Below are 26,591 nucleotides of genomic sequence, written 5' to 3'. Positions count from 1 at the left end.
CAGGGAAGTCCTATGTCGGCGGTACGCATCGGCCCATATACATTGCAGAACGGTTTGATTCTCGCCCCGATGGCGGGGGTTACCGATCAGCCCTTTCGTCAGCTTTGCAAGCGTTTGGGCGCAGGGCTTGTAGTCTCGGAAATGGTCACCAGTGACATGAGCCTGTGGAATACCCGCAAGTCGCGCATGCGCATGATCCACGAAGGCGATCCCGAGCCACGCTCGGTACAGATTGCCGGTGGTGACGCGCAAATGCTGGCGGATGCAGCCCGGGCCAACGTCGAGCTGGGCGCACAGATTATTGATATCAACATGGGTTGCCCGGCAAAGAAGGTCTGTAACAAGGCCGCCGGCTCCGCGTTATTGAAAGATGAAGCACTGGTTACCGAGATCCTGCAGGCCGTCGTCGCTGCAGTGGATGTGCCGGTGACCCTGAAGATCCGCACCGGATGGGATCGCGACAACAAGAACGGCCTGACCGTGGCGAAGATCGCCGAGCAGGCCGGGATCACCGCGCTCGCAGTGCATGGCCGCACGCGCGCCGATCTGTACACAGGTGTTGCCGAGTACGACACGATTGCCGCGATCAAGCAGGCGGTGTCGATCCCGGTGTTTGCCAATGGCGATATAGATTCGCCGGAAAAGGCCCGTTACGTGCTCGACGCGACCGGTGCCGATGGCCTGCTGATCGGCCGGGCTGCCCAGGGGCGGCCATGGATTTTTCGTGAGATCGAACACTTCCTGCGTACCGGCGAAAAATTGCCGGCGCCGGAGCTGATCGAAGTGGAACGCATCCTGCTGGAGCATCTGGCCGCACTTCATGCCTTCTATGGGGACGTGATGGGCGTACGTATTGCCCGCAAGCATGTGGGCTGGTATCTCGCAACCTTGCCGGGCGCCAGGGAGTTTCGCGCCCACTTCAATCGTTTGGATGGTACGGAAACACAATGCGCCAACGTTCGGGAGTTCTTCGCCGAACGTTACAAGAGCCTGACAGGGGACGAAGAAGGGGTGGCCGCATGACGATGATGACCGAGACTTTAGTGAGTGGAACAGCACCCGTGAGCGACAACGTGAATTTGAAACAGCACCTCAATACCCCGAGCGAAGAAGGTCAGACCCTTCGCGGGAGTGTCGAGAAGGCGCTGCACAATTATTTCGCCCACCTTGAGGGCGCGTCCGTCACGGATGTGTACAACCTGGTGCTCTCCGAAGTCGAGGCTCCCCTGCTCGAAAGCGTGATGAACTACGTCAAGGGCAACCAGACCAAGGCCAGTGAGCTGCTGGGACTCAACCGCGGCACACTGCGCAAGAAACTCAAGCAGTACGATCTGCTGTAAGCATTCAATCAAACCAGAAAGGCGCCCGCGTAAAACCGGTCGCCTTTTTTGCTGACTTCCCTTGCTTTTGATGGAAATTGAGATGACCGACCAGACTACCCGCCTGCCGATCCGCCGCGCCTTGATCAGCGTTTCCGACAAGACCGGGATCCTCGAATTCGCCAAGGAGCTTGAAGCTCTGGGCGTCGAGATCCTCTCCACCGGCGGGACGTTCAAGCTGCTGCGCGACAACGGTGTTGCTGCAGTGGAAGTCGCGGACTACACCGGCTTCGCGGAAATGATGGACGGTCGGGTGAAGACCCTGCACCCGAAAATCCACGGCGGGATCCTCGGTCGTCGCGGTATCGACGACGCAATCATGAACGAACACGGCATCAAGCCGATCGACCTGGTTGCCGTCAACCTCTACCCGTTCGAAGCCACCATCAGCAAGCCAGGCTGCGACCTGCCGACCGCCATCGAAAACATCGACATCGGCGGCCCGACCATGGTCCGTTCGGCGGCGAAAAACCATAAAGACGTGGCGATCGTGGTCAACGCCAGCGATTACGCCAACGTTCTGGAAAACCTCAAGGCCGGTGGCCTGACCTACGCTCAGCGTTTCGACCTGATGCTCAAGGCCTTCGAACACACCGCGGCCTACGACGGCATGATCGCCAACTACATGGGCACCGTGAACCAAGCTGCCGAGACCCTGAGCACCGAAGGCCGCAGCGAATTCCCGCGCACCTTCAACAGCCAGTTCATCAAGGCCCAGGAAATGCGCTACGGCGAGAACCCGCACCAGAGCGCGGCGTTCTACGTGGAAGCCAAGCCGGCCGAAGTCGGCATCGCCACCGCGACCCAACTGCAAGGCAAAGAGCTGTCGTACAACAACGTGGCCGACACCGACGCCGCGCTGGAATGCGTGAAGAGCTTCGTCAAGCCAGCCTGCGTGATCGTCAAGCACGCCAACCCGTGCGGCGTGGCCGTGAGCCCGGACGCCGAAGGCGGTATCCGTCAGGCCTACGAACTGGCCTACGCCACCGACACCGAGTCGGCCTTCGGCGGCATCATCGCCTTCAACCGTGAACTGGATGCCGAGACCGCCAAGGCGATCGTCGAGCGTCAGTTCGTTGAAGTGATCATTGCCCCAAGCGTCAGCGAAGAAGCTCGCGCCATCGTCGCCGCCAAAGCCAACGTGCGCCTGCTGGCCTGTGGCGAATGGTCGGCGGATCGTGTTCCGGCCTGGGACTACAAGCGCGTCAACGGTGGCCTGCTGGTACAGAGCCGCGACATCGGCATGATCGGCGCCGACGACCTGAAAGTGGTGACCAAGCGTGCACCGACCGAACAGGAAATCCACGACCTGATCTTCGCCTGGAAAGTCGCCAAGTACGTTAAGTCCAACGCCATCGTCTACGCCAAGAACCGTCAGACCATCGGTGTCGGCGCCGGCCAGATGAGCCGCGTCAACTCGGCACGTATCGCTGCAATCAAGGCTGAACACGCCGGTCTGCAAGTGGCTGGTTCGGTGATGGCATCGGATGCGTTCTTCCCGTTCCGCGACGGCCTGGACAATGCGGCCAAGGTCGGTATCACGGCGGTGATCCAGCCGGGCGGTTCGATGCGTGATGCTGAGGTGATTGCTGCTGCTGACGAAGCCGGCATCGCCATGGTGTTCACCGGCATGCGCCACTTCCGTCACTGATACACCGCTCCCTCTGTGTAGGAGCTGCCGCAGGCTGCGATCTTTTGATCTTGCTGTTGAAAGAGCAAAAGATCGCAGCCTTCGGCAGCTCCTACAGGTTCAGTCCGCAGAGGTTTGGAAGCGCCCCACAGAATTTGAGGTTTTTGAAATGAATGTTTTGATCATTGGCAGCGGTGGCCGTGAACACGCCCTGGCCTGGAAAGTGGCTCAGGATCCGCGTGTGCAGAAGGTTTTTGTCGCGCCGGGCAACGCCGGTACCGCGATTGAAGCCAAGTGCGAGAACGTCGCCATCGACGTGCTGGCCCTTGAGCAACTGGCCGACTTCGCCGAGAAAAACGTTTCCCTGACCATCGTCGGTCCGGAAGTGCCGCTGGTGGCTGGCGTGGTCGATCTGTTCCGCTCCCGCGGCCTGGACTGCTTCGGTCCGACCGCTGGCGCTGCGCAGCTGGAAGGTTCGAAAGCCTTCACCAAGGACTTCCTGGCTCGCCACAAGATCCCGACGGCCGACTACCAGAACTTCACCGAGATCGAGCCGGCCCTGGCTTATCTGCGTGAAAAAGGCGCACCGATCGTGATCAAGGCCGATGGCCTGGCCGCCGGTAAAGGCGTGATCGTTGCCATGACTCTGGCCGAAGCCGAAGACGCCGTGCGCGACATGCTCGCCGGCAATGCGTTCGGCGACGCCGGTTCGCGCGTCGTGATTGAAGAGTTCCTCGACGGCGAAGAAGCCTCGTTCATCGTCATGGTCGACGGCAAGAACGTCCTGCCGATGGCCACCAGTCAGGACCACAAACGTGTCGGCGACGGCGACAGCGGCCCGAACACTGGCGGCATGGGTGCCTACTCCCCTGCCCCGGTGGTCACCGCCGACGTGCACCAGCGCGTGATGGATCTGGTGATCTGGCCGACCGTTCGCGGCATGGCCGAAGAAGGCAACGTCTACACTGGCTTCCTGTATGCCGGTCTGATGATCGACAAGGCCGGCAACCCGAAAGTCATCGAGTTCAACTGCCGCTTCGGCGACCCGGAGACTCAACCGGTGATGCTGCGTCTGCAGTCGAGCCTGGTGCTGCTGGTCGAAGCCGCCCTGGCGCAAGCGCTGGACAAGGTTGAAGCGCAGTGGGATCCACGTCCGAGCGTCGGCATCGTATTGGCCGCTGGCGGCTACCCGGGCGACTACGCCAAGGGCGCAGCGATCAACGGTCTGGACGCAGCCGCCAGCCTGGAAGGCAAAGTCTTCCACGCCGGTACCGCGCTCAAAGATGGCAAGGTGGTCACTGCCGGTGGTCGCGTACTCTGCGCCACGGCAATGGGCGCCAGCGTGAGCGAAGCCCAGCAGCAAGCCTACAAGCTGGCCGCCGCCATCGACTGGGAAGGCTGCTTCTACCGCAAGGACATTGGCTACCGCGCCATTGCCCGTGAACGTGGCGAAACCCAGGAATAAGCTGTCCTTCACGTCCGGCGCGGGATGCAGTCCCTCGCCGGGCTGTTCCGCCGCCGCGCATCGTTATATTCTGGCATCAACCTACGAAGGGATTTCGCCGTGCGCTGGCTCAGGATTGCCATAAGTTTCACCGTCACGCTGTTGACCTTGCTCTGCATGCTCCCGGCCCAGGCCGCGCAAGGCAGTGGCTGGTCGGTATTGCTTGACGATCAAGGCAACCTGCAACTGAGCGACATCCGCTCGACTCGCTACACCAATCAATTCAGCCCCATCGAACTGGACCGCCTCACGGCCGCCGAGCCCGATGGCGCACTGTGGCTGCGCTTCAAACTGGCGCCGGGCAAGCACGAACAAGTGCTGCGAATCTTCGCCCCCGACCTGTCCAGCCTCAGCCTTTACGTGCTGGACGGCGACAAGCTGATCGAGCAACGAACCTCCGGCACCCTCCAGCCACAGGTCGAACGGCCGCTGCCGAGCAGCGATTTCCTGCTGCCGCTGCCGCAAAGCGACAAGCCCCTCGACGTCTACCTGCGGATGGTTTCCGATCATCAGTTGCGCCCGCACATCACCCTGCAATCGGCAGTGATGAGCGCTGCCAACCAGAACCAGACACTGATCTTCGGCCTGCTGTTCGGCTGCCTCGGCATGTTGCTGCTGCACAATATCGTGCGCTACGCCTACTCACGTTCGCGCAGCAGTCTGTGGCTGGCCATCTGCGAAGGCCTGCTGGGCCTGAGCCTGCTGCTGTTGCTCAACCTCGCCGGTCCGTGGCTGCCGAACTGGCACGCGATCCAGACCCCGGGCGCTTATCTGGCGCTGCTGCTGACCGCCCCGGCCGGGCTGATGTTCGCCCTGCGCTTCTTCGCCCCGCTCGGCGCGCACCCGCTGAACAAATTGTTGCTGGGCGACATTCTGTTCATCGTGATCTGCAGCCTGCTGCTGTTGTTCGTCAACACCCTGCCGCTGAACATCATCACCTATGCGCTGGTGGCCCTGGCCGGTCTGAGCATGCTGCTGGTCGGCGTCTATCACTGGCAGAAGGGTTACCGTCCGGCGCGGCTGTTCGTTGCCGCGATGGTGGTGTTCAACGTCGGCACGTTGATCATCCTGCCGGCACTGCTGGGGTTGACCCTGGTGGCACCGCAAGGCCTGATCATGACGCTGATGGCCTTCATTTGCGTCAGCGGCCTGCTGATGAGCATCGCCTTGGGTGAACGTCAGCGCAGCATCACCGAAAGCCGTTTCAGCATCAGCCGCGACCTCGCCGCGAGCAACGCCGAGATCAACGCCAAGGCCGAATTCCTCGCCAAGATCAGCCACGAAATCCGCACCCCGATGAACGGCGTGCTGGGCATGACCGAGTTGCTGCTGGGCACGCCACTGTCGGTCAAGCAACGCGATTACGTGCAAACCATCCACAGCGCCGGCAACGAACTGCTGACGTTGATCAACGAGATTCTCGACATCTCCAAACTCGAATCCGGGCAGATCGAACTGGACGACGTGCAGTTCGACCTCAACGCGCTGATCGACGATTGCCTGAGCATCTACCGGGCCAAGGCCGAACAGCAGAACGTCGAGCTGATCAGTTTCATCCAGCCGCAAGTGCCGCGCGTCATCAGCGGCGACCCGACCCGTTTGCGCCAGACATTGCTGAGCCTGCTGGAAAACGCCCTGAAGAAAACCGATGAAGGCGAGGTGCTGATCGTCGTCGCCCTCGACGAGCGCAGTGTCAAACCGCGCCTGCGCATCGCCGTGCAGGACAGCGGACAGCCGATGGATGCGGAAGAGCGCGACGCGCTGCTGCACGCCGAACTGCACAGCAAGCACTTCCTCTCCGCCAACCGTCTGGGCGGCAACCTCGGGCTGGTGATCGCCCGGCAACTGATCCGCCTGATGCACGGCGAGTTCGGGATCAAGAGCGGTGCCAATCAGGGCAGCACCTTGTGGCTGACCCTGCCGCTGGACCCCGACCGTCTCGAACACCCGACCTCCGACCTCGACGGCCCGCTGCAAGGCGCACGAGTACTGGTGGTGGACGACAACGACACTTGCCGCAAGGTGCTGGTGCAGCAATGCAGCGCCTGGGGCCTGAACGTCAGCGCCGTGCCGTCGGGCAAGGAAGCGCTGGCGCTGCTGCGCACCAAGGCGCACCTGCGCGACTACTTCGATGTGGTGCTGCTGGACCAGAACATGCCCGGCATGACCGGCATGCAGCTGGCGGCCAAGATCAAGGAAGACCCAAGCCTGAACCACGACATCCTGCTGATCATGCTCACCGGCATCAGCAACGCGCCGAGCAAGATCATCGCGCGCAATTCCGGGATCAAGCGCATCCTCGCCAAACCGGTGGCCGGCTATACGCTCAAGACCACGCTGGCCGACGAATTGAACCAGCGCAACAAGGGCCAGGTGGTGTTCCAGCCGCAAGTGGTCACGCCTGCCACAGCAGCCAAGGTGCCGAGCGACTTCCGCATCCTCGTCGCCGAAGACAACACGATTTCGACCAAAGTGATTCGCGGCATGCTCGGCAAGCTCAACCTGCAACCGGACACCGCCAGCAACGGCGAAGAAGCCCTGCAGGCGATGAAGGCCCAGCGTTACGACCTGGTGCTGATGGACTGCGAAATGCCGATCCTCGACGGCTTCTCGGCAACCCAGCAACTGCGCGCGTGGGAAGTCAGCAACCAGCGTATCCGCACACCCATCGTCGCGCTGACCGCGCACATCCTCGCCGAACACAAAGAGCGCGCACGGCAGGCCGGAATGGACGGACACATGGCCAAACCGGTGGAGTTGTCGCAGTTGCGCGAACTGATTGAACATTGGGTTGCGCAGCGCGATCAGCAGAACCGCACCGCCTCGACCTTTTGAGCGGGCGCACCGCGCCTGCCCGGCCGAGACTCAATCGGCTGCGACAATCACTTCATCGGCCAACGTCAACAACGCAACGTTGTCCTCCAGCCTGTCCTTGATTTTCAAGGCAATGGCTTCGCGTACCGACGCGTAGAGGGTTTCGGACAAGCAGGCCGCGGCATAACGCATGCACACGCTGCCGTGCACCTCCCCAGACTGAAATTGCTCAGCCAAAGGGTTGCTACCGAGAACCTGGCCGGTCTGAAGCTCGAGGTAGACACTTGTCACCGACGTCGGCGTGTTCGCGACAGCTACCAGCAAGCGCACAGCCTTGGCGCAAGCAGGCCCATCAGCGGATTGCGCCGGGGAGATTTTCTGCATATGCCTGCGTAACAAATCCATCGCCGGCTCGGTACCGGACAGCCCAGTCAGTTGTTGCAGCGCCAGAGACACCGCGCCGCCGTTATCCACCGCTTCGCTGCACATCGCTGCGACAACCCAATCGCCGACAGAACCGCTGATTTCTTTTCCGACAGTCCAATCCCTTCGTGCTCTCGAATGCCGTAGCCAATAGTTATCGAGCAACTCCATGTAGGCGTTATACCAGTCGATATCCGCAGTTTTTTCGAGTTTTTTGTTGGCCGCCAACTGCGCGAGCAACATCGATTCGATCAAATCCTTATAGCGCGCGGGTTCATCCGCTTTCGGCAGTAGCACGACAGCGGCTCCGATGATCAATACAGAATATTCGCCACTCACTTCAACGCCCTCGACAACAATAAGGCAGCCAATCAATGGCTACCTTATTTGGATCAATCAGATTTCAATGTCTACGATCAGGTCTTTATGCGGAATCAGTTTGCTTTTGATCGATTCACGAACGGCATCGGCAACCCATGTATTTTTGGCAAATACCGTTTCGCCTCGATACAGGTTTACATTGCGCACATCGACATCCACAAACAACACTTGGGTCGATGTGCTCCCGCGCTGAAAACGCACGGCTCCCACCGCCATGATGGCTTCACCTTCGACTTCGACACACGCGCCCGCCGAAATGCCGCCGACACCCTGTTCCAACAGGTTGCGCTCATAAGCCGTCAGCGCTGCGGTATCACGCTTCTGCAGGGCTCCAATCGCATCACTCGCGACCTTGAGCATCAATGCGCTGGTCGGACCCGGCAAGGCCACACCGGCCACCAGCGAACCGAGAATCTCCAGCACCAGTTTGTCCATGCGAACGCTGGTGCCGCCGACCTGCAGGTCACTGTAGTACTTGCTGACTGGCGTCCAGCCCGCGAGGGTCATGACTTCGCGAAAGCGCAGATACCATTCTTTGCCCTGATGTTCTTCAGGGTACAGTTTGTTCGCCGCACGGGTGGCGAAGAGAAAAGCGTTTTCAGCATCAGAACGATTCTGGGCACTGAGTTTTCCGGAAAAACCCAGGGCACCTTCACCGACAATGGAACCTTTGGATGGCGCCTCGACTTCGTCAGCCGCTGCCATCAAGGCACGAGGACGAATAGTCAACTGCTCGCCGACATCGCACTCTTCAATCGCCTTGATACAGGCAGAAATATAACTTTCACGAATAATTTTATTATGCACAACAGACATCCTTATTAAATATAAACAAGCTCCTCTTGAACTTGCAAATCAACAATAACCAAACTAACAAACAACCACAAACCTTAACCTGTAACATGATATCCAGACAAACAGACCACCACTAAATCTCGACAACTAACAACAAGCAATCCAAAAGCATTTCTTCCAGTACCTTCTCTTTCACCCCCACAAACAACTAACCGACTGATAGACTCGCTGCCATCACTCTCCGTATGCGAGCCGCTCCCATGCTCCACGTGTTATTCAGCGTTTACCTGAAGATGCTGGTGCTCTACAGCCCGTTCTTCGTGTTGTCCTGCTTCATCAGCCTGACCCGTGGTTATTCGCGCAAGGAACAGCGGCGCCTGGCCTGGAAGGTGGCGGTGGCCACCCTGGTTTCCAGCGTTCTGCTGTACCTGTTCGGGCGAGTGATTTTCGATGTGTTCGGGATCACCGTGGACGCCTTCCGGATCGGCGCCGGCAGTGTGCTGTTCATCTCGGCGCTGGGCATGGCCCAGGGCAAGCCGGCCGTACAGGCGGATAACGTGCAACAGGACGTGACCATCGTGCCGCTGACCATTCCACTCACGGTCGGTCCCGGCACCATTGGTGCCCTGCTGGTGATGGGCGTCAGCCAGCCACACTGGGATGACAAGCTCACCGCCATCATGAGCATCGCCCTGGCCAGTTTCACTGTCGGCGTGGTGCTGTATCTGTCGAACCGGATCGAGCGGATTCTGGGCGATCAGGGTTTGCAGATCGTCAGCCGGCTGATGGGGCTGTTTGTCTGCGCGCTGGCGGCGCAGATCATCTTTACCGGCGTGAAGGGCTATCTGGTTCCCTGAATTCACTGACGAAAGTAAAAGGCCGCGAACAGAATCTTTCGCGGCCTTTTTTTATCGGTACGAGCTCAAAGCTATCCCACCAGACTGCCTTCCAGCTCAGCAGTCGATACCGTTAGAAGTTCACCCAGCGTTGCACTGTCATGCGCGCTCCGTCGAGCGACCAGCCTCTGCACCAGGGTCGAAACGGCATAAGGTCGATGCCCTTCGAACCCGAGCAAAGCGTCGCCGCGCAAGGTGACATCCGCTGCATACACTTCACGAAAAATCACGCTGTGCCCGCTGTCCGGGTCAATGATCACCAAGTGTTCCTGAACGATGCTCAGCAACAGTTTTTCAGGACTATCCAGCTCCCAGATCAACTTGCCGGGAATCGTTTGTGCATTGCCCAGCGCATGCCGACAGTCGAGGATCACCGACTCAAGCCTCAGCCAGGCAGCCTTCGACAATAGGTAACTGACCGCACCTTGCCCCATGCGCAGAATCAGGGTCGTGACGTCGTCGGGCATCAGTGGCAGAACATCGCCAACCTGCTTCTGGCCTTCAATGACCAGTACCTCGGCATTACGCCAGACATAACTGAGTGGCCCGGCATGCCCCCTGCCCGGATAAGTCAGCAGCAGTCCATTCTTGTTTTCATGAAGCAATACGTTGGTTTGCCGTTGCGTTCCCAATAGCTCGAAGGACTCTGGAAGCGCGGTTTTTGCCACCCGAATCACACGTTCGGTATCGACTACGAACCATATCAGACTGCCAACATCCTCTACCGACAGCACTGCCTCATGAGGTTGGCTGTCCACCAATTGTTTGAGGTTATCGTGCGCTCGCCCCTCCTGAGACAGGACCCACTCATGGGTGATGCCGGTGAGCAATGCCGGTTCTTGATAACGCAGCTTGAGTACCACGCCTTCAAGTGTCGTACCGCGCAGTCCGGCTCCCTCAACCGTCACCTCGGCGAACTGCCAAGGCGCCCATTCACGCTCGGCGGCGGGTAGCGCATCAGCTAGCAGCAATCGCGAGCCTTCGCCAAATGCAGGTTCCAGGCGCTGCGGATCGATGAACGCCTGACGATAGACTTCGCCGCTCGACACATCGAATAACCAGGCGGCTTCGCTATCAGGGGTAACGCTGAGCAGGCGCACTTCTTTGCCATGGCCCAAATCAGCCAGCAACAATCGATTGCCGACGTACCAGGCGCACAACTTCGCGTTATCGTTGAAGTTGCTCAGGCCGACCAGAGCAAAGCTCTCAGCCGCGTACTGCCGGGCAAGCGGTTCCAATGCGGACCACCAGTGCATCCGATTCTTTAACCATGACTCGCCAAGACCTCCCAGTGTCAGGTACCCCTGGGGAGACAGATTGAAGAACAGGCCCTCCGACGTCAGCGCCAGGTACCCGCCTTGGACTGCCTCGACATTCTGCAGGTTCGCCGGCTGTCGCCATGTTTCGGACCACTGTCCTTTGCCCTCCACCAGGGTGCGTTGCTTACGGCACAGCTGCTGCCTGAGCCTGTCGTAGATGACAAACACATCACTGCCGTCCGCGGGTGTAAGCAATGTCAGGTCGGTCATGTTCTTGATCGAATCGGCCCAGCCGCGCCCGCGGTGACGCCGCGGAGAGGGGCGGATGATCAGATGGTCACTGTCGCGAACCCAGGCCATGTCCCGTGCATTTGCTTCGAACTTCCAGCAGACCGAAACAAAGGGCGCCGGCTGCCAGTCGACGTTGGAAACGTCATCATCGTCAACAACAGGCCTAAGAACGTAATAGCTGCCAAGCACCTGCGACCAGTCAGCCAGTGTGTCGCTGGCACTGAAGACTGATTCCAGCCCCGGATCCATGTCGCGGGTGACCGAACTCAGCAGCAGTTGCCCGTCATGGATCACGTACACCAACACATCGCTGATCTGACCTTCGCGAGCAATTTCCTGTACGACATGAATCACCCCCTGCGCGTCCGCCTCAATGCTCTTGATGGTGGCTCCCGTGTCTTTAGGCAGTATCCGATAACGATAACTGAGCAATCCGGTGACTGCGTCGACTTGCCAAATCACGAAACCCTGCGGTTCGTAGAAATAGCCGTAGCCGCCAGCTACCGTTCCTAACAGCGCTTCATCCGCGGCGAGTACATCCTTGCTGCGGATGTACAGGAGGCGTTCCTCCTTCGCGTCGTACCAGGCGGTGGTGTAACGGGGCTCACTCGGCTCCTCGTACGGAATCAGATAGTGATGAACCGGCGTATACGGCATCACCAAACGATGCTCCTGAGCCAGTCCCTTGAGATGCTCCTGCAACGTCTGCCGATCCATGCCCGAAGGCACATCCTGCTCGACGAGGCTCATCTGCCGTTTTCCGCGATCAAGCTGGAACAGCTGATTGTTGGCGATCCGGATCAGGACTTCATGAAGTCCCCGGCCCTTGAACTCCACCTTGACGGTACCGATCTGCAGGCCCGCCGCTCCCCCCAGAACAACATCGCTCTCGTTGGCCCACGACGCCTCCAGCACCCATGGGGAGGTAGTAATGCTGGGTGACTCAAGTGTCAGACTCACCCCGGGATTGAGCACCAATGCACATTGCTTGCCGGCGCCCTGAACCCGATAGGCGACTTTCCCGTGCCATACCGGCGGCAGAACGGGTATCACCAGCGAGCGCTCGACGGCATCGAGCAGCACATCGATCACTGTCGGCGTATAGACCGGGAACAGGCGATAAAGAATGTACTCACTCGGAAACGAATAGAAGGAAAACAGGAACAGCCTTGCGCCGTCCGCTTTCTTTTTCTCCAGGCGCCGGGCCGTGTCGAACCCGGGGTCATGGCGCAGCGTGGCGAAGGGCAGCGCCTTGTACTCGTAGCTGTAACAGGTTTGTGGTGTGCAGGGCAGCACGATGATCTGCCCGGTGGGCGGAGTGAATTTTATCTGGCTAGGCAGATTCAGTTCCCGACGGATGTTGATCGCCCGCTCGTAATCGTCGTCAAAGGTCGGTACCCCGAAATGGTCGCGCAGCGGGTACAGTTTCGGGCTGTCGAGCAGCAGTTTGCCGGCGGCCAGATCCAGCGCCTGGACGATCAGCGATGAGTGCGGTACCCAAGCCCCTAAAGCGCCGTCGAATCGATAGCCTTGACGATGCGCCTTCTCGATTTCATCGAAAAACAGCCCGACCTGTTTGGCTTCTTCGGCAATGGTGGCGAAGCCCTGGACCACTGCCGCCAATCCCACTGCCAGCCCCCCCAGAATCACGGCTGCCCCGCCCAGAAACGCCCCGGCGACTGTGGCGCCGGCAGCGTAAGCGCCCAACGACAACACCAGACTCGCCGAGTCGAAGGCCAATTGCGTCCCGAACTGGGCTCGCTCAACATCATTGTCCGCAGTCGCCAATTGATAAATGTCGAACCCGACATTCGCCAGTTGCAACAGTCCGCCGGTCGCTTCGCCCACGCTCGGCCCCACAGCGGCTTTGACCACTGGGGCGACGGTACGGGCAATCAGTTTCTCTTCAGCCAGCGCCTGCCGGACCAAACCCACCAGGCCCGCTACATCGGCAACGTTGCCATGCACCAATTGCGCGTAATTGACATAGGCGTGCAACCGGACAGCCATAGTCAGGGGTTTGTCCGGCCCTTCCTGTCTCCTCAGCGCATTCATCAGCGCTTGAATGGCGAAGCCGGCGTTCAGGGTGTGAACGCTACCCACATCAGTGGGATCGACGGGGTCCCCCGGGACGGATGGTTTGTTGGCCAAGGCTGCAAAACGTTCCGAGAGGTAGTTTTTAATGCGCAAGAGCCGATGGTCGTCGGTGGTGATTCGTACCAGGTGCTCAGGGTTTTCAGGGTTGATCAGGCTCATCCGGTAGGCCCCGTCCGGCATGACCTCCAGGGTTTCGAACAACGGCACAAGCTTTGGTGCCAGCTGATTTTGCTGCCGGAGGCGGGATGTCACTTGCTCGATTTGTTGCCCCCACCAATGACCGTCCAGTTCCAGCAGACAACTGCCCAGACGAGAGTTACTCATCAATGATTGTCCGCGGGCGCTGGCCAGACGCTGCCTCACCGGGCGTCGCGACTCTCCCGGCAATGTGCCGGGTTGCAGAAGTTGCGAGACCCGAATTGCGCCAGGCAATGCCACCTTCGACACCCGCGCGCCATCCAGCTCGATCAGATCGAAGGTCGGATGCGCCGTATCGCCATAGGCTGCATAGGGTCCGGCCATCTTCTGTTCAAGGAAGAACTGCTCCAGTGCCCGTCTGAACGCGGCCGGTTGATCGAACTCCAAAACACCGAAATTCGGATCGTAAAAGTGATAGGTGCTGTGTTCGCCCTCAATGGTTTTGGCCACGAGCATGGCGTGATTATCGGAGTTGAGCATCAGCGTGCTGGTGATTGTTCTGGTGCTCAGTATGTCGACGACCTGATTCAGATCCGAGCGCGCCAGCGCGCTGCCCACCTCGCTGATTTGCACGCCACGCAATGCTTCCAGACTGTGTAGAAAAATTGCTGAATCGCTTGTCTCAGGCTCCAGAACCCCCAAATAGAATCGCTCGCGCAGGGTATTGGCCGCAGCCTTTCCCTCCGACAATGCCGCCGCCATCACCAAGGCCAGTGGATAACAACGTCCACCCAACGCATCCCCTGTGCCTTGAAGCATTAAATCTTGCGGTACAAGCTTGGTGTTGGCCGCTTCAATGCCGCCCATAACAACCCCGACGCGCTCGGCAACCTGATCACGGAATTCAAGTTTCGCCACCTGCTGGATTCTGGCGACGTGCTTGCCCCATTGACGCAAAGTCAGTGGTTGCTCCAGCGCATTTTTTTTCAACCCCAAGGCGGTTTCGGAGTGGGCTGGCGGATGATCGGCAGGGCTGGCAAGCCCGGCCAGAAACGCCGGAGCCTGGCGTTGGTACAGTGCGTGCTCGATCATCGCGTAGCGGCCCGCCGTCCCCAGCTTGCCGAGGCTATTGGCGAGACTCTCCAGTTGCGGGCGAGCCGCGTCGAAGCTCTGGTTATCCACCGCCGGTGCGCCGATCAAGGCTGCCAGCAGCAGGCGCTGCAAGGGGCTCACCTGATTGGCTATGACCGTGCCCTTGGCGAGTCGGCTCAGCAGTTCATCGATCGATAGCTGTTGCGTCTGCGGATCGCTCAACAATCCAGGAGGCCGTGTACTAACACTTTGCGCGAGGATCGACTGACGCTCATCAAAGCTCAGTCGGACAGCCTTGTCGAAAGTCACTGCTCCGTCATGGCAGTTATTCATCATGCGCATGAACGGTTCACCCAACTCATCGGCCAGATGCTGCAACAGGTCGGTGGACACGACATGACGCCCCTCGATCACCGGCCAGCCTTCTGCGAAATCAATGGTGCGGTATTTGAGCAACTGTGCCAGATCGCCCGCGTAACGGGTTTTGAATTGCCCCGCTTGCCAACGACTTACCTCGTTGCTCAGCCATTGTCCGGTGTCACTTTCATTCTCTTTCCAAGAATGATCGAGCTCCTCCTCAGTCGCCCGGTTGACGGTGGCAATGGCCGGGATTGCAGCCTCCGCTCGCCATGCTTCGGCGGTTCGCGACGTAAAATGCGTCCTTTCGTAGTCCATCATGCCATCGCGCATGGCCGCAGGACCGGTCAGATAGATGGTCACCTCGCTCTGGGGGCGGATGCCGTCGCTGTAGTAGGTTGCGGCCGCCTGAACCAGAAAAGACACCGCCAGGTCTTGTTCCTCCGGCAGGTTGTGTAGCGCACCGAAAACCTGCGTCGCGGCCTCTTGCGCTAGGCCAATCATGGCCTCGGCATCAGTGAGGGCAACATTTTTCTCATCGGCCAGGCGGGCCGTGGCATCGACAATTTCATAATTGAGCCTGAAACGCTCGCGCACGGTTTTGAGCATCGCTGACCCGGGATGAGCCATCAGGAAAGCGTTGCTCAGGCTACTTTGTTCGGCGACGGCTCGTAGACCATCCGGTTGAACCAGACGTTCTACCGGGGGACGAAAAACGCGGTTCAATTCAGGTTGGCTTTCAGCGAAGCGCTCGAGTGCTTCGCGATGCTCCAGCGGGATCTGCTCAAAATAATTGGTGTACCTGCTGCGCAATGCCTGACGGCCGGGCATCCACTCGGGATTGCGGTCGAGCATCAACTGCAGCACGCCCAGACGCGCGTCAGTCTTGAATGCAAGGATATCCACCCCGCCCAGTTTTTCCAGCAACGGCGGTAGATTATCGACATCGGCATAACTGCCACCCTCGGCAATCAGGGCCTCGACACGAACGACATCGGAAGCCGCCGCAAAATTGCCTCGCAGACTGATCTCGCGCTCGTAGATATCCGCCAAATGCAGCGGTGCCTCAGCGACAGCCAAATCGCGCAGTGCCAGCCCCCCTTCGACCAATGCCAAGAGGCTGAGTCGGTTACTGCTTTTCAAGGCGTTCAGGCGCGCCTCGTCCTGGCCATAGGCTCGAACCAGTAAATCGATTCTGGCAGCATCCGCGCTGCTGCCGCTTTCTACGGCCTTCGTAATGTGCGCGTACATTTGCTGCTTCAGAACGATGGCGCGCTCTTCATAGCGGTCGCCCAATTCATTTGCATCGGCACTGGTTTGCCCGCCATTGAGCATGGCATCGGCCTTGGCGGCTTCGACAATGATCCGGTTGGTTTCATAGGCCAGCAGCGCGTCGCTGTCGTACCAGAGACTGAGGTTATAACCCTCTGCGACCATCACCTGCTTCCAAATGTTGATGTAATCGCGCTGGACCTCCCCGACGCCCCCACCCAGCCAGACAAAATGCAGATTTTTCGGCACCTCGGTGGCGGGTATTTTCAGCTGTTCGAGACTGTTGTGCAGGCGCGCCTGGAAATCCTCCACTCTGTTGCAGATATCCGCCAGATCAGGCCCCTCGGCGACACCAGGACTCATGGGCGCTTCCGCCTCTGCCGCGCGACGACGCCGAGCACCTCCTTCCAGGGCCCCCAACGCTTGCTTGAGCAGCCCTAACGGCTCCAATAACCGGGAAGAGTCCGGCACATTGAAACAACCAAAGTAATATCGAAACACTGCATCATATTGTTCGGTACCTTTGTACGATATTAAGGCCTGCTCAAGGTCCTCCCGATTAAACAGACCTACAAAATCGACATAGCCATCCGCAATCGAGAACTTGGATTCACTCATAAACAACACTTCCATTTATCGTATATAAATAGCCGGGATCGACTCTAGACAATGATGATTCCACACGCGCACTCAGACATTCGTGCATTCCACCGATTTGTAACAATACAAACAGGCGCCGCCGTTCCTGGACGAACGCCAACATCACTTAATATCGAAAGAGCGCCATATAAAACCTCTAAAACCAACTAACACCAAAAACCCGAAACAAAACTAACCCGCCACACAAACACGGCTCAACCAACAAGGAATTCAATTAATTACAGAGCAAACAGCACATCCACTGTTACAGACTTGACGCAAACAGCCTCGCTGACTAATGACATACACATTAAAGCCCTGAAAAAGCTCGTCATAGCCGGACCTTGTAACAGCCGTCTTAAGTTATGAGTTGTCACACTTGAAAAACACTGACATACAAGTCAAACGTCCTACAGCGCAGGATTAAAGTTCTGCCTGGACAGACAACCCGATCCCACTCGAATGACCGAACAGGCTTACACGCACAAATGCCGTAACAATCGGGAAAAAAGCGGGATTCGGGTGATGAAGGCGGCCCGAACGGGCCGCCAGGGTTCAGCAGAGGGGTTTGTTGCCATACCAGCGCGGTGTGTAGACCCAGTCGCCACCTTCGGCGCGAGGGAAAACGCAGGTGGTGGACGAGCCGATCAGCACCATGGTGCGCATGTCCACCTGCTCCGGCGTGAGCGCACCCAGTGTGGTGACCCGCAGCGTCTGGCCGGGCCGGCCGATGTCACGGCCCAGAACCACTGGAGTTTCAGGCGTGCGATGTTGTGCGACGATTTCCAGAGCACGGCCTAACTGCCACGGCCGAGAACGGGATATCGGGTTATAGAAAGCCAGCGCCAGATCGGCTGCGGCGGCCAGGTCCAGACGCTTCTCGATGATCGACCACGGCTTGAGGTTGTCCGACAGCGACATCACGCAGAAGTCATGCCCCAGCGGTGCACCGGCCTGCGCGGCGGTCGCCAGCGAAGCAGAAACCCCCGGCAGAATCTCCAGATCGACGCTGTGCCAGGCCGGCTCACTCGACTCGTGCAAGGCTTCGAGCACCGCGGCGGCCATGGCGAACACGCCGGGGTCACCGGACGAAACCACAATCACCGAACGCCCTTGGGCCGCCAGTTCGAAAGCGTGACGGGCACGCTGCATCTCCTCGCGGTTGTCGGTGCAATGCAGCACTTGATCAGGTCGAAACGGGCCGGCCATGCGTACATAGGTTTCATAGCCAAGCACATCCGTGGCTTTGGCCAGTTCGGCCTTCACCGCAGGCACCATCAATTCGGCAGCACCCGGGCCCAGGCCGATCACCGCCAGCCGACCGCGAGGGCGGCCGATTTGCGTAACGTCCAGGGGCTGTTCGGCGATTGCCAGCGCCAGGTTCGCGTCGATCGGGATAATCGTCGCACCGGGAACAGCCGCGCGAGCCAGTTCGCTGGCATCGCTGGCGGGGGAGGCAAAACGCAACGGAACACTCAGTTCAAGCGCCGCTTCGCGCAACGTCGGGTTGGCCATCTCCGTGGCTGGCGCCAGCAAGCACGCCAGCGATTGAACGGCGACTCGCGCCTGACGCAACGCCGCGCGTATCGCCTGGGGCAAATCCGCCACACTGGCACTGACCGCCAGCAAGACACTGCGCGGGTAGATCAATAATTCATTGGCGGCCGGCGTCCGTTCGGCGCTGCCGACATGGATCGACAAATGCGCCTGAGGATCTTGCGGCAACTGTGCTTGCGCCAACCAAGGTGCAGCGCCTTCGATGCGCACATGTTCGCCGGCCAGCAAGTCCGAAACGAAGCGCTTGCCCAGCTCCAGATCACCCAAGGCATAGCCGCTGGGTGGATTGAGCAGACAGGTGCCGAAACGCAATTCACCGCTGGTGGTGATCGCCGCCGCGACGTCGAGGCCAGCGGCAATTTCACGGGCCATGACATTCACTCCGCCGAGACCGCCGAGCAGTGGCACCACGGCGCTGCCGTCTTCGGCCACGGCCAGCACCGGTGGCTCGGCACCTTTTTCCAGCAGCAACGGCGCCAGGGTGCGGATCACAATCCCGGCGGCGCACAGCGCGATGATCGGCGTGTCCTGTTGATAAAGTTCGCGCAGGGTCGCGCCGAACTCGTGATAAACACGGTCCGCGCCTTCGACCCGTTCGGCCAATCCATGGATCAGCGCGCCCGGATACACCTGCTGAATCTTGCGTGCGGTCGCGAGGCTGCCATTGCCGAGAATGACAATCGCCGGAGCGGAATGGGCCATCAGCCTTGCCACCTTTCACCGGGAACGATGATCAACGAGAAGTACGGCGAGGACATTGGCTCGACCTGATCCAGCGGCACGATCTTCTGGTTGGCCATGGTCGCGCGCTCGACATACAGCGCACGCTCGGCCAGCCCGAGTTCTTCGAGCACCTGGCGGACTTTCGGGAAGTTGCGCCCCAGCTTCATGATCACCGCCGCGTCGGCATCGGCCAGGCGGCGCTTCAGATCATCATGCGGCAGCACGCCGGACAGCACCGACAAGCTCTGGTTGCGATACACCAGCGGCGCCCCCAGCACCGACGCACCGCCGAGCATCGAGCACACGCCCGGTACCACTTCGGCTTCGTAGCGGGTGGACAGCCGGTCATGCAGATACATGTAGGAGCCGTAGAAGAACGGATCACCTTCGCAGATCACCGCCACGTCGCGGCCGGCGTCCAGATGCGCGGCCACCGTTTCGGCGGCTTCATCGTAGAAATCGCTGATCACTTGCTCGTACGACAGCGGCGCCGGCAACACTTCAGTGGTGACCGGGTACACCAGCGGCAGCAGATTCTGTGCGTCTTGCAGGTGCGCCTCGATGATGCCGAACGCGTTGCCCTTCTTGCCCTTGGCGACGAAGTACGCCACCACCGGGGATTCGCGCAGCAGGCGCAGGGCCTTCACGGTAATCAGTTCCGGATCACCCGGGCCGACGCCCAGACCGATCAAACGTCCTTTGGCTTGCATCATTCGATCTCCGTGGCGAGGGCATTCACTGCAGCGGCGGCCATGGCACTGCCGCCGAGCCGACCTTGCATGATCACGAACGGGACGCCGCGACTGTCAGCCGCCAGCGCTGCTTTCGACTCGGCAGCGCCGACGAAGCCCACCGGGAAGCCAAGGATCAGCGCCGGTTTCGGTGCACCGGCGTCGAGCATTTCCAGCAGATAGAACAGCGCGGTCGGCGCATTGCCAATCACCACCACACTGCCTTCCAGGTGCGGACGCCACAACTCCAGCGCAGCGGCGGAACGGGTGTTGCCCAGCTCACGGGCCAGCGCCGGAACGCTGTCGTCGCGCAGGGTGCAGATCACCTGATTGTTGGCCGGCAGGCGGGCACGGGTCACGCCTTCGGAGACCATCCGCGCATCGCACAGGATCGGCGCGCCGGCCGCCAGCGCATCGCGCCCGGCCTTGCCCGCGCCTTCGCAGAACTGCAGACCATCAACGGCCTCGACCATGCCGCAGGCGTGGATCACCCGCACTGCGAGTTTTTCCAGATCGGCCGGGATGCGCGCCAGATTGGCCTCGCTGCGAATGATCGCGAAGGAGTTGCGATAGATCTCCTGACCGTCGCGGATGTAATCAAGCATCAAGGGGGCTCCGTGAGCGGGCGTCGAGCAGGGTCGCGGCCGCTTCAATAGTAAGGTTGCGTGCGTGCAGCGCGCCAAAACCCGGCTGCGTTGCATCGCGAAAATAGAGGTCGTAACGGCCGGGGCTGACGGCCAGCAATGTGGCTGGCGCGCGGTGCGCCGCCGCGCAGGAGCGTGGGCAACCGGACAGATGCACGTCCTGCGCCGTCGCCAACAACGTCGCCAACGCCCGCGCATCCTGCTTGGTGTCGGCCAGACCTTTGCCGCAGCCATTGGAACCGGTGCAGGCGATCAGCCGGGACAGCGGCTCGCCGTCATCAGTCAGCCATTGCAATTGCGCCAGCTGGCTCAGCACGAGCGCCGCGTCGGTATGCCTGACGCTGGGCAGCAACAGGCTTTGCCACGGGGTGAAGCGCAGACTGCCATCGCCGAATTCGCGGGCCAGTCGAGCCGCGCCGCGCAGCATGGCCGGGTCAAGACGACCGAGCGCCGGCACCGCGCCGACATAGACAAAGTCATCGGTGTTTTGCCGGTGCATACCAAGGCGCAGATTATCCGCTGCCGCAGGGCGCTGCCAGTCAACGGCAGCGTTGATCGTCACGCGTTCGCGCAATGGCTCGAGAAAGGCCCGCATTGGCAGCTCATCGAGCAGATGGCGCATCCGCGTCTGCTCCGGCCGGGCCAGGTCGAGAAACAGTTCCAGCACAGCAACGACCAGGGCATGGCCGTGTTCCAGCGTCACCGCGCCAACCGCAGGATCGGTCGGACATCCGGCCAGACCGAAAGCCAGGTGTGTTTCACCGTCCCGATGGAACGCCGAAAGCCACAGGTCATGGGGGTGTTCGAGCATCGCCAACGCTTCACCGCCATCCAGTTGCACGGCGAACTTGGCGCTCAACTCATGGAAACGCGGATGGCCTTGCAGCGTCGCGAGTATCTGCTCCGCCAAGGGCCGGGTGTCGAACTGCATCTGCCGGTCGATCCCCGCACTGGGGCTGAGCATCAGGTTACGCACATCGTCGCCGGCCGCCGTGCGCGGCCCGAGACCGGCGGCCAGCAGACTGTCGATCAACGCGGCAGACTGCTCACCGATGCCGCGAATCTGCAGGTTCGCGCGGTTGGTCGCCTCGATCGCGCCACTGGCGAAGCGCTCGGCGGCATCAGCCACCGCATCCGCCTGGTCGGCGCTGATCGAACCGCCATTGAGCTTGATCCGGCAGATACCGCCATCCAGTGCCTGGACGATACGCAGCAACCCCGGACAAGCCGAGGGGCGTAGAGCGGTGGACATCGGGCGTTCGTTCAAGGGATGACCGGCTGGCAGACAGCGCTGTGGTAGGCGAAAGGTCGCCATTATGCCTGCTTTGCCCGAGCGCATGAAAATGCCTGCCGGTCGGAAAACCCGCCCTGGCCACAAATACCGTCGCTTTAGAGTTCGTATTCCTCGAACTTGAACGCCACCTCACGAATGGCTTGCTCCACGCCTGCACGATTGGCGTCCATGGCCCGGCGCCTGATCAGTATTTTTCTGGCGCGGATATCCAGTTGCGACATCGGCTGATGAACCTGCCAGAAAAGATAGTTCGTGTTCAGCACCAACTTGATGAACCGGATGTGGCTGAGAACCACCACCCAGTCGCCGCTGGCGTCCTGACTGACTGGCAAAATGTGCGACTTGAAAGTCTTGCCACCCAGGCCCGAGAACTGTTGCAAAAGCACCGCATCGCTCTCCAGCGCGCGAAGCCCTGCCTCAACCTGCGTCAGTTGTGTGCGCGTCAATAAGGGTGCGGCCAAGCGCCGCCAGGCCTCCTGCACACTCCCGGAAAAATCCGGCTGCACCAACACCCGTGGCGGCTCATCGAGACTCCAGCCAAATGACCAGAGGATTCCGGCGAAATAATCGAACCACTCTGCCGGCCGAGTGTTGCTATCGAAGGCACTGTCTGCCTTGAGTTGAGCGAGACAAATGCAATTCTTCACAAAAGCGTTGTCGGCCTCTGCCCGACCTGCCAGACCGGTGAACAACATATTGTTCACGGCCACCGCATCATGCTGAGTCAAACGTGTACTAACGCTGGTATCCATATCACTTCCTGCCATCCTGGCATTTAATTAATTAAAAGAATGAGTGATGTTTTAAACATCAGATTTGAATCCGCCCCAAACTAGCAAAATCACTTATTCAAAAAAGTATTTTTGCTCGACATTAAGTGTCCGCTTCCCGGACAACACGCCTCGACGACAGACCCGCGTCAGATGCCGACAGCCGCGTTATCATGCCGCCCTTGAGATCACTCCTGGATTTAAGGAACGGCATGACACCCTGGCTGACGGTTGTGGGAATCGGTGAAGACGGCTTCAAGGGCCTGGGCAAAAATGCCCGGCGCGCCCTGCTGAGCGCATCGCGGATCGTCGGCGGGCAACGTCAACTGGACTTGCTGCCGGTGTGCATTCGCGGCGAACGGCAGTTATGGCCAAGCCCGTTTTCCCTCGCCCCGGTGCTGGAGCAGCGCGGCACAGCCGTCTGCGTGCTGGCCAGCGGTGATCCAATGTTTTATGGCGTCGGCGCAAGCCTGGCGCGGCAGGTGCCGAGCGACGAGATGCTGATCCTGCCCGCGCCGTCCTCCTGCGCGCTGGCGGCAGCGCGCCTCGGCTGGCCGTTGCAGGACGTTGTGACGCTGTCGCTGGTGGCCCGGCCGCTGGCCGCGCTGAATGCGCAGTTGTTCAGCGGTGTGCGCCTGTTGCTGCTGAGCAATGACGGACAGAGTCCGGCAGCAGTCGCGGGGTTATTGCGCGAGCGCGGTTTCGGCGGCAGTCGCATCAGCGTTCTGGAGCATCTGGGCGGCGATGCCGAACGGCGCATCGACGGCATCGCCAATGACTGGAACGCCCCGGCGATTGCCGACCTGAATGTGATCGCCCTCGAATGCCTCGCCGATGCCGATGCTCCGCGCCTGTCGCGCCTCGCGGGCCTGCCTGACTCGGCCTTCCGCCACGACGGCCAACTGACCAAACGCGACGTGCGCGCGATCACCCTCGCCCGCCTCGCGCCGACGCCCGGCGAGCTGCTGTGGGATGTGGGCGCTGGTTGTGGCTCGATCGGCATCGAATGGATGCGCGCGCATCCGAGTTGCCGGGCGCTGGCAATCGAAGCGGATGAGGGTCGCCAGCAATTGATCGAACACAACCGCGACGCGTTGGGAGTGCCCGGCCTGCAACTGGTGTGCGGTCGCGCACCGCAGGCACTCGCAGGGCTGGAGCGTCCGGACGCGATCTTCATCGGCGGCGGCGTGACCCGTGAGGGTGTGTTTGAAACCTGCTGGGAACAGCTCAAACCCGGTGGCCGGCTGGTTGCCAACGCCGTGACCCTGCAAAGTGAACTGGCCCTGATGAACTGGCGCGAACGCCATGGCGGTGAACTGACCCGCATCCATGTCGCCCAGGCGCAGCCGCTGGGCGAATTCGACACCTGGCGCCAGGCGCTGCCCATCACCTTGCTCGATCTGGTCAAACCCCTCGATGCGTGACGAAACCGCCGAACATCCCGCGCCCCTGCGCAGCGGCCTGACCACCGGCAGCTGCGCCACCGCCACCAGCCTCGCTGCCGCACGCCTGCTGCTCGGTGGCGTTTCGGCGGACGCCGTGCAGATCGTCCTGCCCAAGGGCAAACAGGTGCAGATGCGCCTGGAGTTCTGCCGGTTGATCGAGGGCGGCGCCGAAGCCGGGACGATCAAGGACGCCGGTGACGACCCCGACGTAACCCACGGTGCGCTGCTCTATTCGCAAGTGCGGCTGATGACCGGGCCGGGGATTCGCTTTATCGCGGGCACTGGCGTCGGCACCGTGACCCGGCCAGGGCTGGTGCTCGGCGTCGGCGAGCCGGCGATCAACCCGGTGCCGCGCAAAATGATCAGCGATCACCTGAGCCTGCTTGCCGCCGAGAGCGGATATACCGGCGGTTTCGAAGTCACGGTCAACGTCGAGGGCGGCGAAGCGCTGGCGCTGAAAACCATGAATCCGCGTCTGGGCATTCTCGGTGGCCTGTCGATTCTCGGCACCAGCGGCATTGTTCGGCCATTCTCCTGCGCGGCGTACATCGCCTCGATCCATCAGGGCATCGATGTCGCCAAGACCAACGGCTACCTGCACATCGCCGCCTGCACCGGCAACGCCAGCGAAGACACCATGCGCCGGGTCTACGACCTGCCGGAAATCGCCCTGATCGAGATGGGCGACTTTGTCGGCGCGGTGCTCAAGCATCTGCGCAAAGTACCTGTGGATAAACTCAGCCTGTGCGGCGGTTTTGGCAAGATCAGTAAACTGGCGGCCGGGCACATGGACCTGCACTCGCGGCATTCGAGCATCGACTTGCCGCAACTGGCCGAATGGGCGGCGGCGATTGGCGCCGATGAGGTCTTGCAGCAAAGCATTCGTGCGGCCAACACCAGTCAGCAAGCCTTGGCGATGGCCACTGCGGCGGGCATCGCCCTGGGTGATGAAGTCTGTCGCCATGCGCTGAATTTCGCCCGCAGCGTGGTGCCGACACAGGTGCAGGTCGAGGTGTTTGCGATTGATCGTCAGGGCGGCATCGTCGGCCACGCCGGAGGTTTTGCATGAAGCGGATTCTGTTGCTCGGCGGCGTCACTGAAGCGCTGGCCATCGCCCGCACGTTGGGGCCAGAACACATTTACAGCCTCGCCGGTGTTGGCCGGGTGCCGACCGATCTGACCTGTCAGGTGCGCGTCGGTGGTTACGGTGGCGCTGAAGGACTGGCGCAGTTCATTCGTGATGAAGGCATCGACCTGCTGCTCGACGCGACCCACCCCTACGCCGCACAAATCAGCCACAACGCCGCCAGTGCCGCGCAACTCACCGGCATCCCCTGCTGGGCCCTGCGCCGCCCCGCGTGGCAGCCGCAACCGGGCGACGACTGGCGTGAAGTCAGCGACTGGCCCGAACTGATCCGCGCGCTAAAACCGTTCCGCCGCCCGCTGTTCACCCTCGGCCGCGAACCGCTGCAGCACCTCGACGAAATCCCCGCCGAGCAGTTCTGGACCCTGCGCGCCCTCGACGTCTACCCCGGCAACGAACGCTGCGAAGTCATCGGCGCCCGTGGGCCGTTTCTGCTTGAAGATGAGCGTGCGCTGTTCGCACGACGGCAGATCGATGTGCTGATCAGCAAAAACAGCGGCAGCACTGCAACCGAGCCGAAGCTGGAGGTGGCGCGAGAGTTGGGGGTACCGGTGATGGTGTTGAAGCGGCCGGAGTTGCCGGGGGTTGATCGGGAGTTTCTGACGACGAATGAAACTCTCCTAGCACTGAAAACCTTGTAGGCGCTGCCGAAGGCACCGGCCGCGATCGGACGACTTTGATCTTGCTGTTAAACATCAAAAGATCGCAGCCTCGTTTCACTCGACAGCTCCCACAGGATCGGCGGTCGGCTCTGGCACTGCGAATTTCTACCGCTACACTGCTTTGCTATTGATCTGCGACACCAAACCGCATGACGTCTTTTTACTTATCGGCCCTGATCAGGCTAAATAGCCGCGCCTGATCGCCCACCCAACGGATCTGTCCCATGAACCGACACCGGCTCGCATTTGCCTGGATCGCCTGCTTTGCAGTGCTGTTCAACATGCTCGCCATGCCGATGACCGGGGCGATGGCGCAGGCGGCCAATTCACCGGCCGAACAATTGCTGTGGAGCAGTTTCTGCACCGGCAGCGGGACGAAGATGGTGGCGATCAACATCGGCACCCCGGAGCAGAAAGCCCCGTCCAACGACACCCATTCCAATATGCAGCATTGCTGGTGCTGCTCGGGTTCGGCACCGCTGGTGGCGTTGCCGGGCCATGCGCCGCAGCTGTATTTCGCCCGCTACGAAAGCAATCGCAGCGTGGCGCCACCCTCGTTGCAAACACCGACACCGCGCCAGCAATGGCCGTGCCTCAATCCCCGCGCCTCGCCTCTGGTTTGATTTGTTCTCGCAATTGACCTGCGTATCAAAT

18 protein-coding genes are annotated in these 26,591 nt (G+C 60.5%); 10 read left to right on the top strand and 8 right to left on the bottom strand.

Annotation, left to right across the window (positions count from 1 at the left end):
• Nucleotides 1-12 precede the first annotated feature (12 nt).
• The 5 genes from dusB (at nt 13) to NN484_RS20110 (ending at nt 7,348) form a co-directional block, all read left to right on the top strand.
• Nucleotides 13-1,023, top strand: coding sequence for a tRNA dihydrouridine synthase DusB (gene dusB / locus NN484_RS20130; RefSeq protein WP_025111764.1), 1,011 nt, complete (start codon nt 13-15; stop codon nt 1,021-1,023).
• Complete coding sequence (gene fis / locus NN484_RS20125; protein WP_003221275.1) at nt 1,020-1,340, top strand: DNA-binding transcriptional regulator Fis; 321 nt, start codon at nt 1,020-1,022, stop codon at nt 1,338-1,340. Before dusB ends, fis begins: the two co-directional genes overlap by 4 nt.
• An 82-nt stretch (nt 1,341-1,422) precedes the next feature.
• A complete protein-coding gene (gene purH / locus NN484_RS20120; RefSeq protein WP_215501363.1) occupies nt 1,423-3,030 on the top strand; it encodes a bifunctional phosphoribosylaminoimidazolecarboxamide formyltransferase/IMP cyclohydrolase in 1,608 nt (535 codons plus the stop codon).
• 148 nt (nt 3,031-3,178) lie between these two features.
• Complete coding sequence (gene purD / locus NN484_RS20115; RefSeq protein ID WP_127649104.1) at nt 3,179-4,474, top strand: phosphoribosylamine--glycine ligase; 1,296 nt, start codon at nt 3,179-3,181, stop codon at nt 4,472-4,474.
• Nucleotides 4,475-4,573: 99 nt separating this feature from the next.
• Nucleotides 4,574-7,348 carry a hybrid sensor histidine kinase/response regulator gene (locus NN484_RS20110; RefSeq protein ID WP_274657714.1) on the top strand — a complete coding sequence of 925 codons (2,775 nt, stop codon included), beginning with the start codon at nt 4,574-4,576 and terminating at the stop codon, nt 7,346-7,348.
• Nucleotides 7,349-7,378: 30 nt separating this feature from the next.
• Here the strand turns inward: NN484_RS20110 and NN484_RS20105 are convergent, their stop codons facing one another.
• Together NN484_RS20105 and NN484_RS20100 are read right to left on the bottom strand one after the other, a co-directional pair.
• Entirely contained in the window at nt 7,379-8,089 is a 711-nt protein-coding gene (locus tag NN484_RS20105; protein ID WP_274657713.1) for a hypothetical protein, read from the bottom strand.
• Between the two features lie 57 nt (nt 8,090-8,146).
• The gene (locus NN484_RS20100) at nt 8,147-8,938 is read right to left on the bottom strand and encodes a hypothetical protein (RefSeq protein WP_215501411.1); all 792 of its coding nucleotides are present in this window, start codon (nt 8,936-8,938) and stop codon (nt 8,147-8,149) included.
• Between the two features lie 248 nt (nt 8,939-9,186).
• On the opposite strand from NN484_RS20100, the gene NN484_RS20095 reads away from it, so the two are divergent.
• Entirely contained in the window at nt 9,187-9,783 is a 597-nt protein-coding gene (locus NN484_RS20095) for a MarC family protein (RefSeq protein ID WP_025111770.1), read from the top strand.
• A 71-nt stretch (nt 9,784-9,854) separates the two neighbouring features.
• Here the strand turns inward: NN484_RS20095 and NN484_RS20090 are convergent, their stop codons facing one another.
• From NN484_RS20090 to NN484_RS20065, 6 genes are all read right to left on the bottom strand, one after another.
• Nucleotides 9,855-16,946 carry a TcdA/TcdB pore-forming domain-containing protein gene (locus NN484_RS20090; RefSeq protein ID WP_274657712.1) on the bottom strand — a complete coding sequence of 2,364 codons (7,092 nt, stop codon included), beginning with the start codon at nt 16,944-16,946 and terminating at the stop codon, nt 9,855-9,857.
• Between the two features lie 576 nt (nt 16,947-17,522).
• Nucleotides 17,523-19,226 carry a precorrin-3B C(17)-methyltransferase gene (gene cobJ / locus NN484_RS20085; protein ID WP_274657711.1) on the bottom strand — a complete coding sequence of 568 codons (1,704 nt, stop codon included), beginning with the start codon at nt 19,224-19,226 and terminating at the stop codon, nt 17,523-17,525.
• A complete protein-coding gene (locus tag NN484_RS20080; RefSeq protein WP_115675182.1) occupies nt 19,226-19,960 on the bottom strand; it encodes a precorrin-2 C(20)-methyltransferase in 735 nt (244 codons plus the stop codon). Before NN484_RS20080 ends, cobJ begins: the two co-directional genes overlap by 1 nt.
• The gene (locus NN484_RS20075; RefSeq protein ID WP_127649096.1) at nt 19,957-20,583 is read right to left on the bottom strand and encodes a precorrin-8X methylmutase; all 627 of its coding nucleotides are present in this window, start codon (nt 20,581-20,583) and stop codon (nt 19,957-19,959) included. Before NN484_RS20075 ends, NN484_RS20080 begins: the two co-directional genes overlap by 4 nt.
• Nucleotides 20,576-21,874: a precorrin-3B synthase gene (gene cobG / locus NN484_RS20070; protein WP_281430556.1), complete on the bottom strand. Its 1,299-nt coding sequence runs from the start codon at nt 21,872-21,874 to the stop codon at nt 20,576-20,578. Before cobG ends, NN484_RS20075 begins: the two co-directional genes overlap by 8 nt.
• Nucleotides 21,875-22,011: 137 nt before the next feature.
• Nucleotides 22,012-22,668 carry a hypothetical protein gene (locus NN484_RS20065; RefSeq protein WP_215501358.1) on the bottom strand — a complete coding sequence of 219 codons (657 nt, stop codon included), beginning with the start codon at nt 22,666-22,668 and terminating at the stop codon, nt 22,012-22,014.
• A 230-nt stretch (nt 22,669-22,898) separates the two neighbouring features.
• On the opposite strand from NN484_RS20065, the gene cbiE reads away from it, so the two are divergent.
• From cbiE to NN484_RS20045, 4 genes are all read left to right on the top strand, one after another.
• Complete coding sequence (gene cbiE / locus NN484_RS20060) at nt 22,899-24,110, top strand: precorrin-6y C5,15-methyltransferase (decarboxylating) subunit CbiE (protein WP_215501357.1); 1,212 nt, start codon at nt 22,899-22,901, stop codon at nt 24,108-24,110.
• Nucleotides 24,103-25,200, top strand: a complete 1,098-nt coding sequence (locus NN484_RS20055; RefSeq protein WP_215501356.1) for a cobalt-precorrin-5B (C(1))-methyltransferase — start codon at nt 24,103-24,105, stop codon at nt 25,198-25,200. The genes cbiE and NN484_RS20055 overlap by 8 nt, the downstream gene beginning before the upstream one ends.
• Entirely contained in the window at nt 25,197-25,916 is a 720-nt protein-coding gene (locus NN484_RS20050) for a cobalt-precorrin-6A reductase (RefSeq protein ID WP_215501355.1), read from the top strand. Before NN484_RS20055 ends, NN484_RS20050 begins: the two co-directional genes overlap by 4 nt.
• A gap of 245 nt (nt 25,917-26,161) precedes the next feature.
• Nucleotides 26,162-26,560 (top strand): DUF2946 domain-containing protein, encoded by a 399-nt coding sequence (locus tag NN484_RS20045; protein WP_215501354.1) that lies wholly within the window; start codon nt 26,162-26,164, stop codon nt 26,558-26,560.
• The last annotated feature ends 31 nt before the right edge of the window (nt 26,561-26,591 follow it).

Origin of the sequence: Pseudomonas serboccidentalis, assembly GCF_028830055.1 — a bacterium.
GTDB lineage: Bacteria > Pseudomonadota > Gammaproteobacteria > Pseudomonadales > Pseudomonadaceae > Aquipseudomonas > Aquipseudomonas serboccidentalis.
This window is presented reverse-complemented; position numbering and strand designations above follow the sequence as displayed.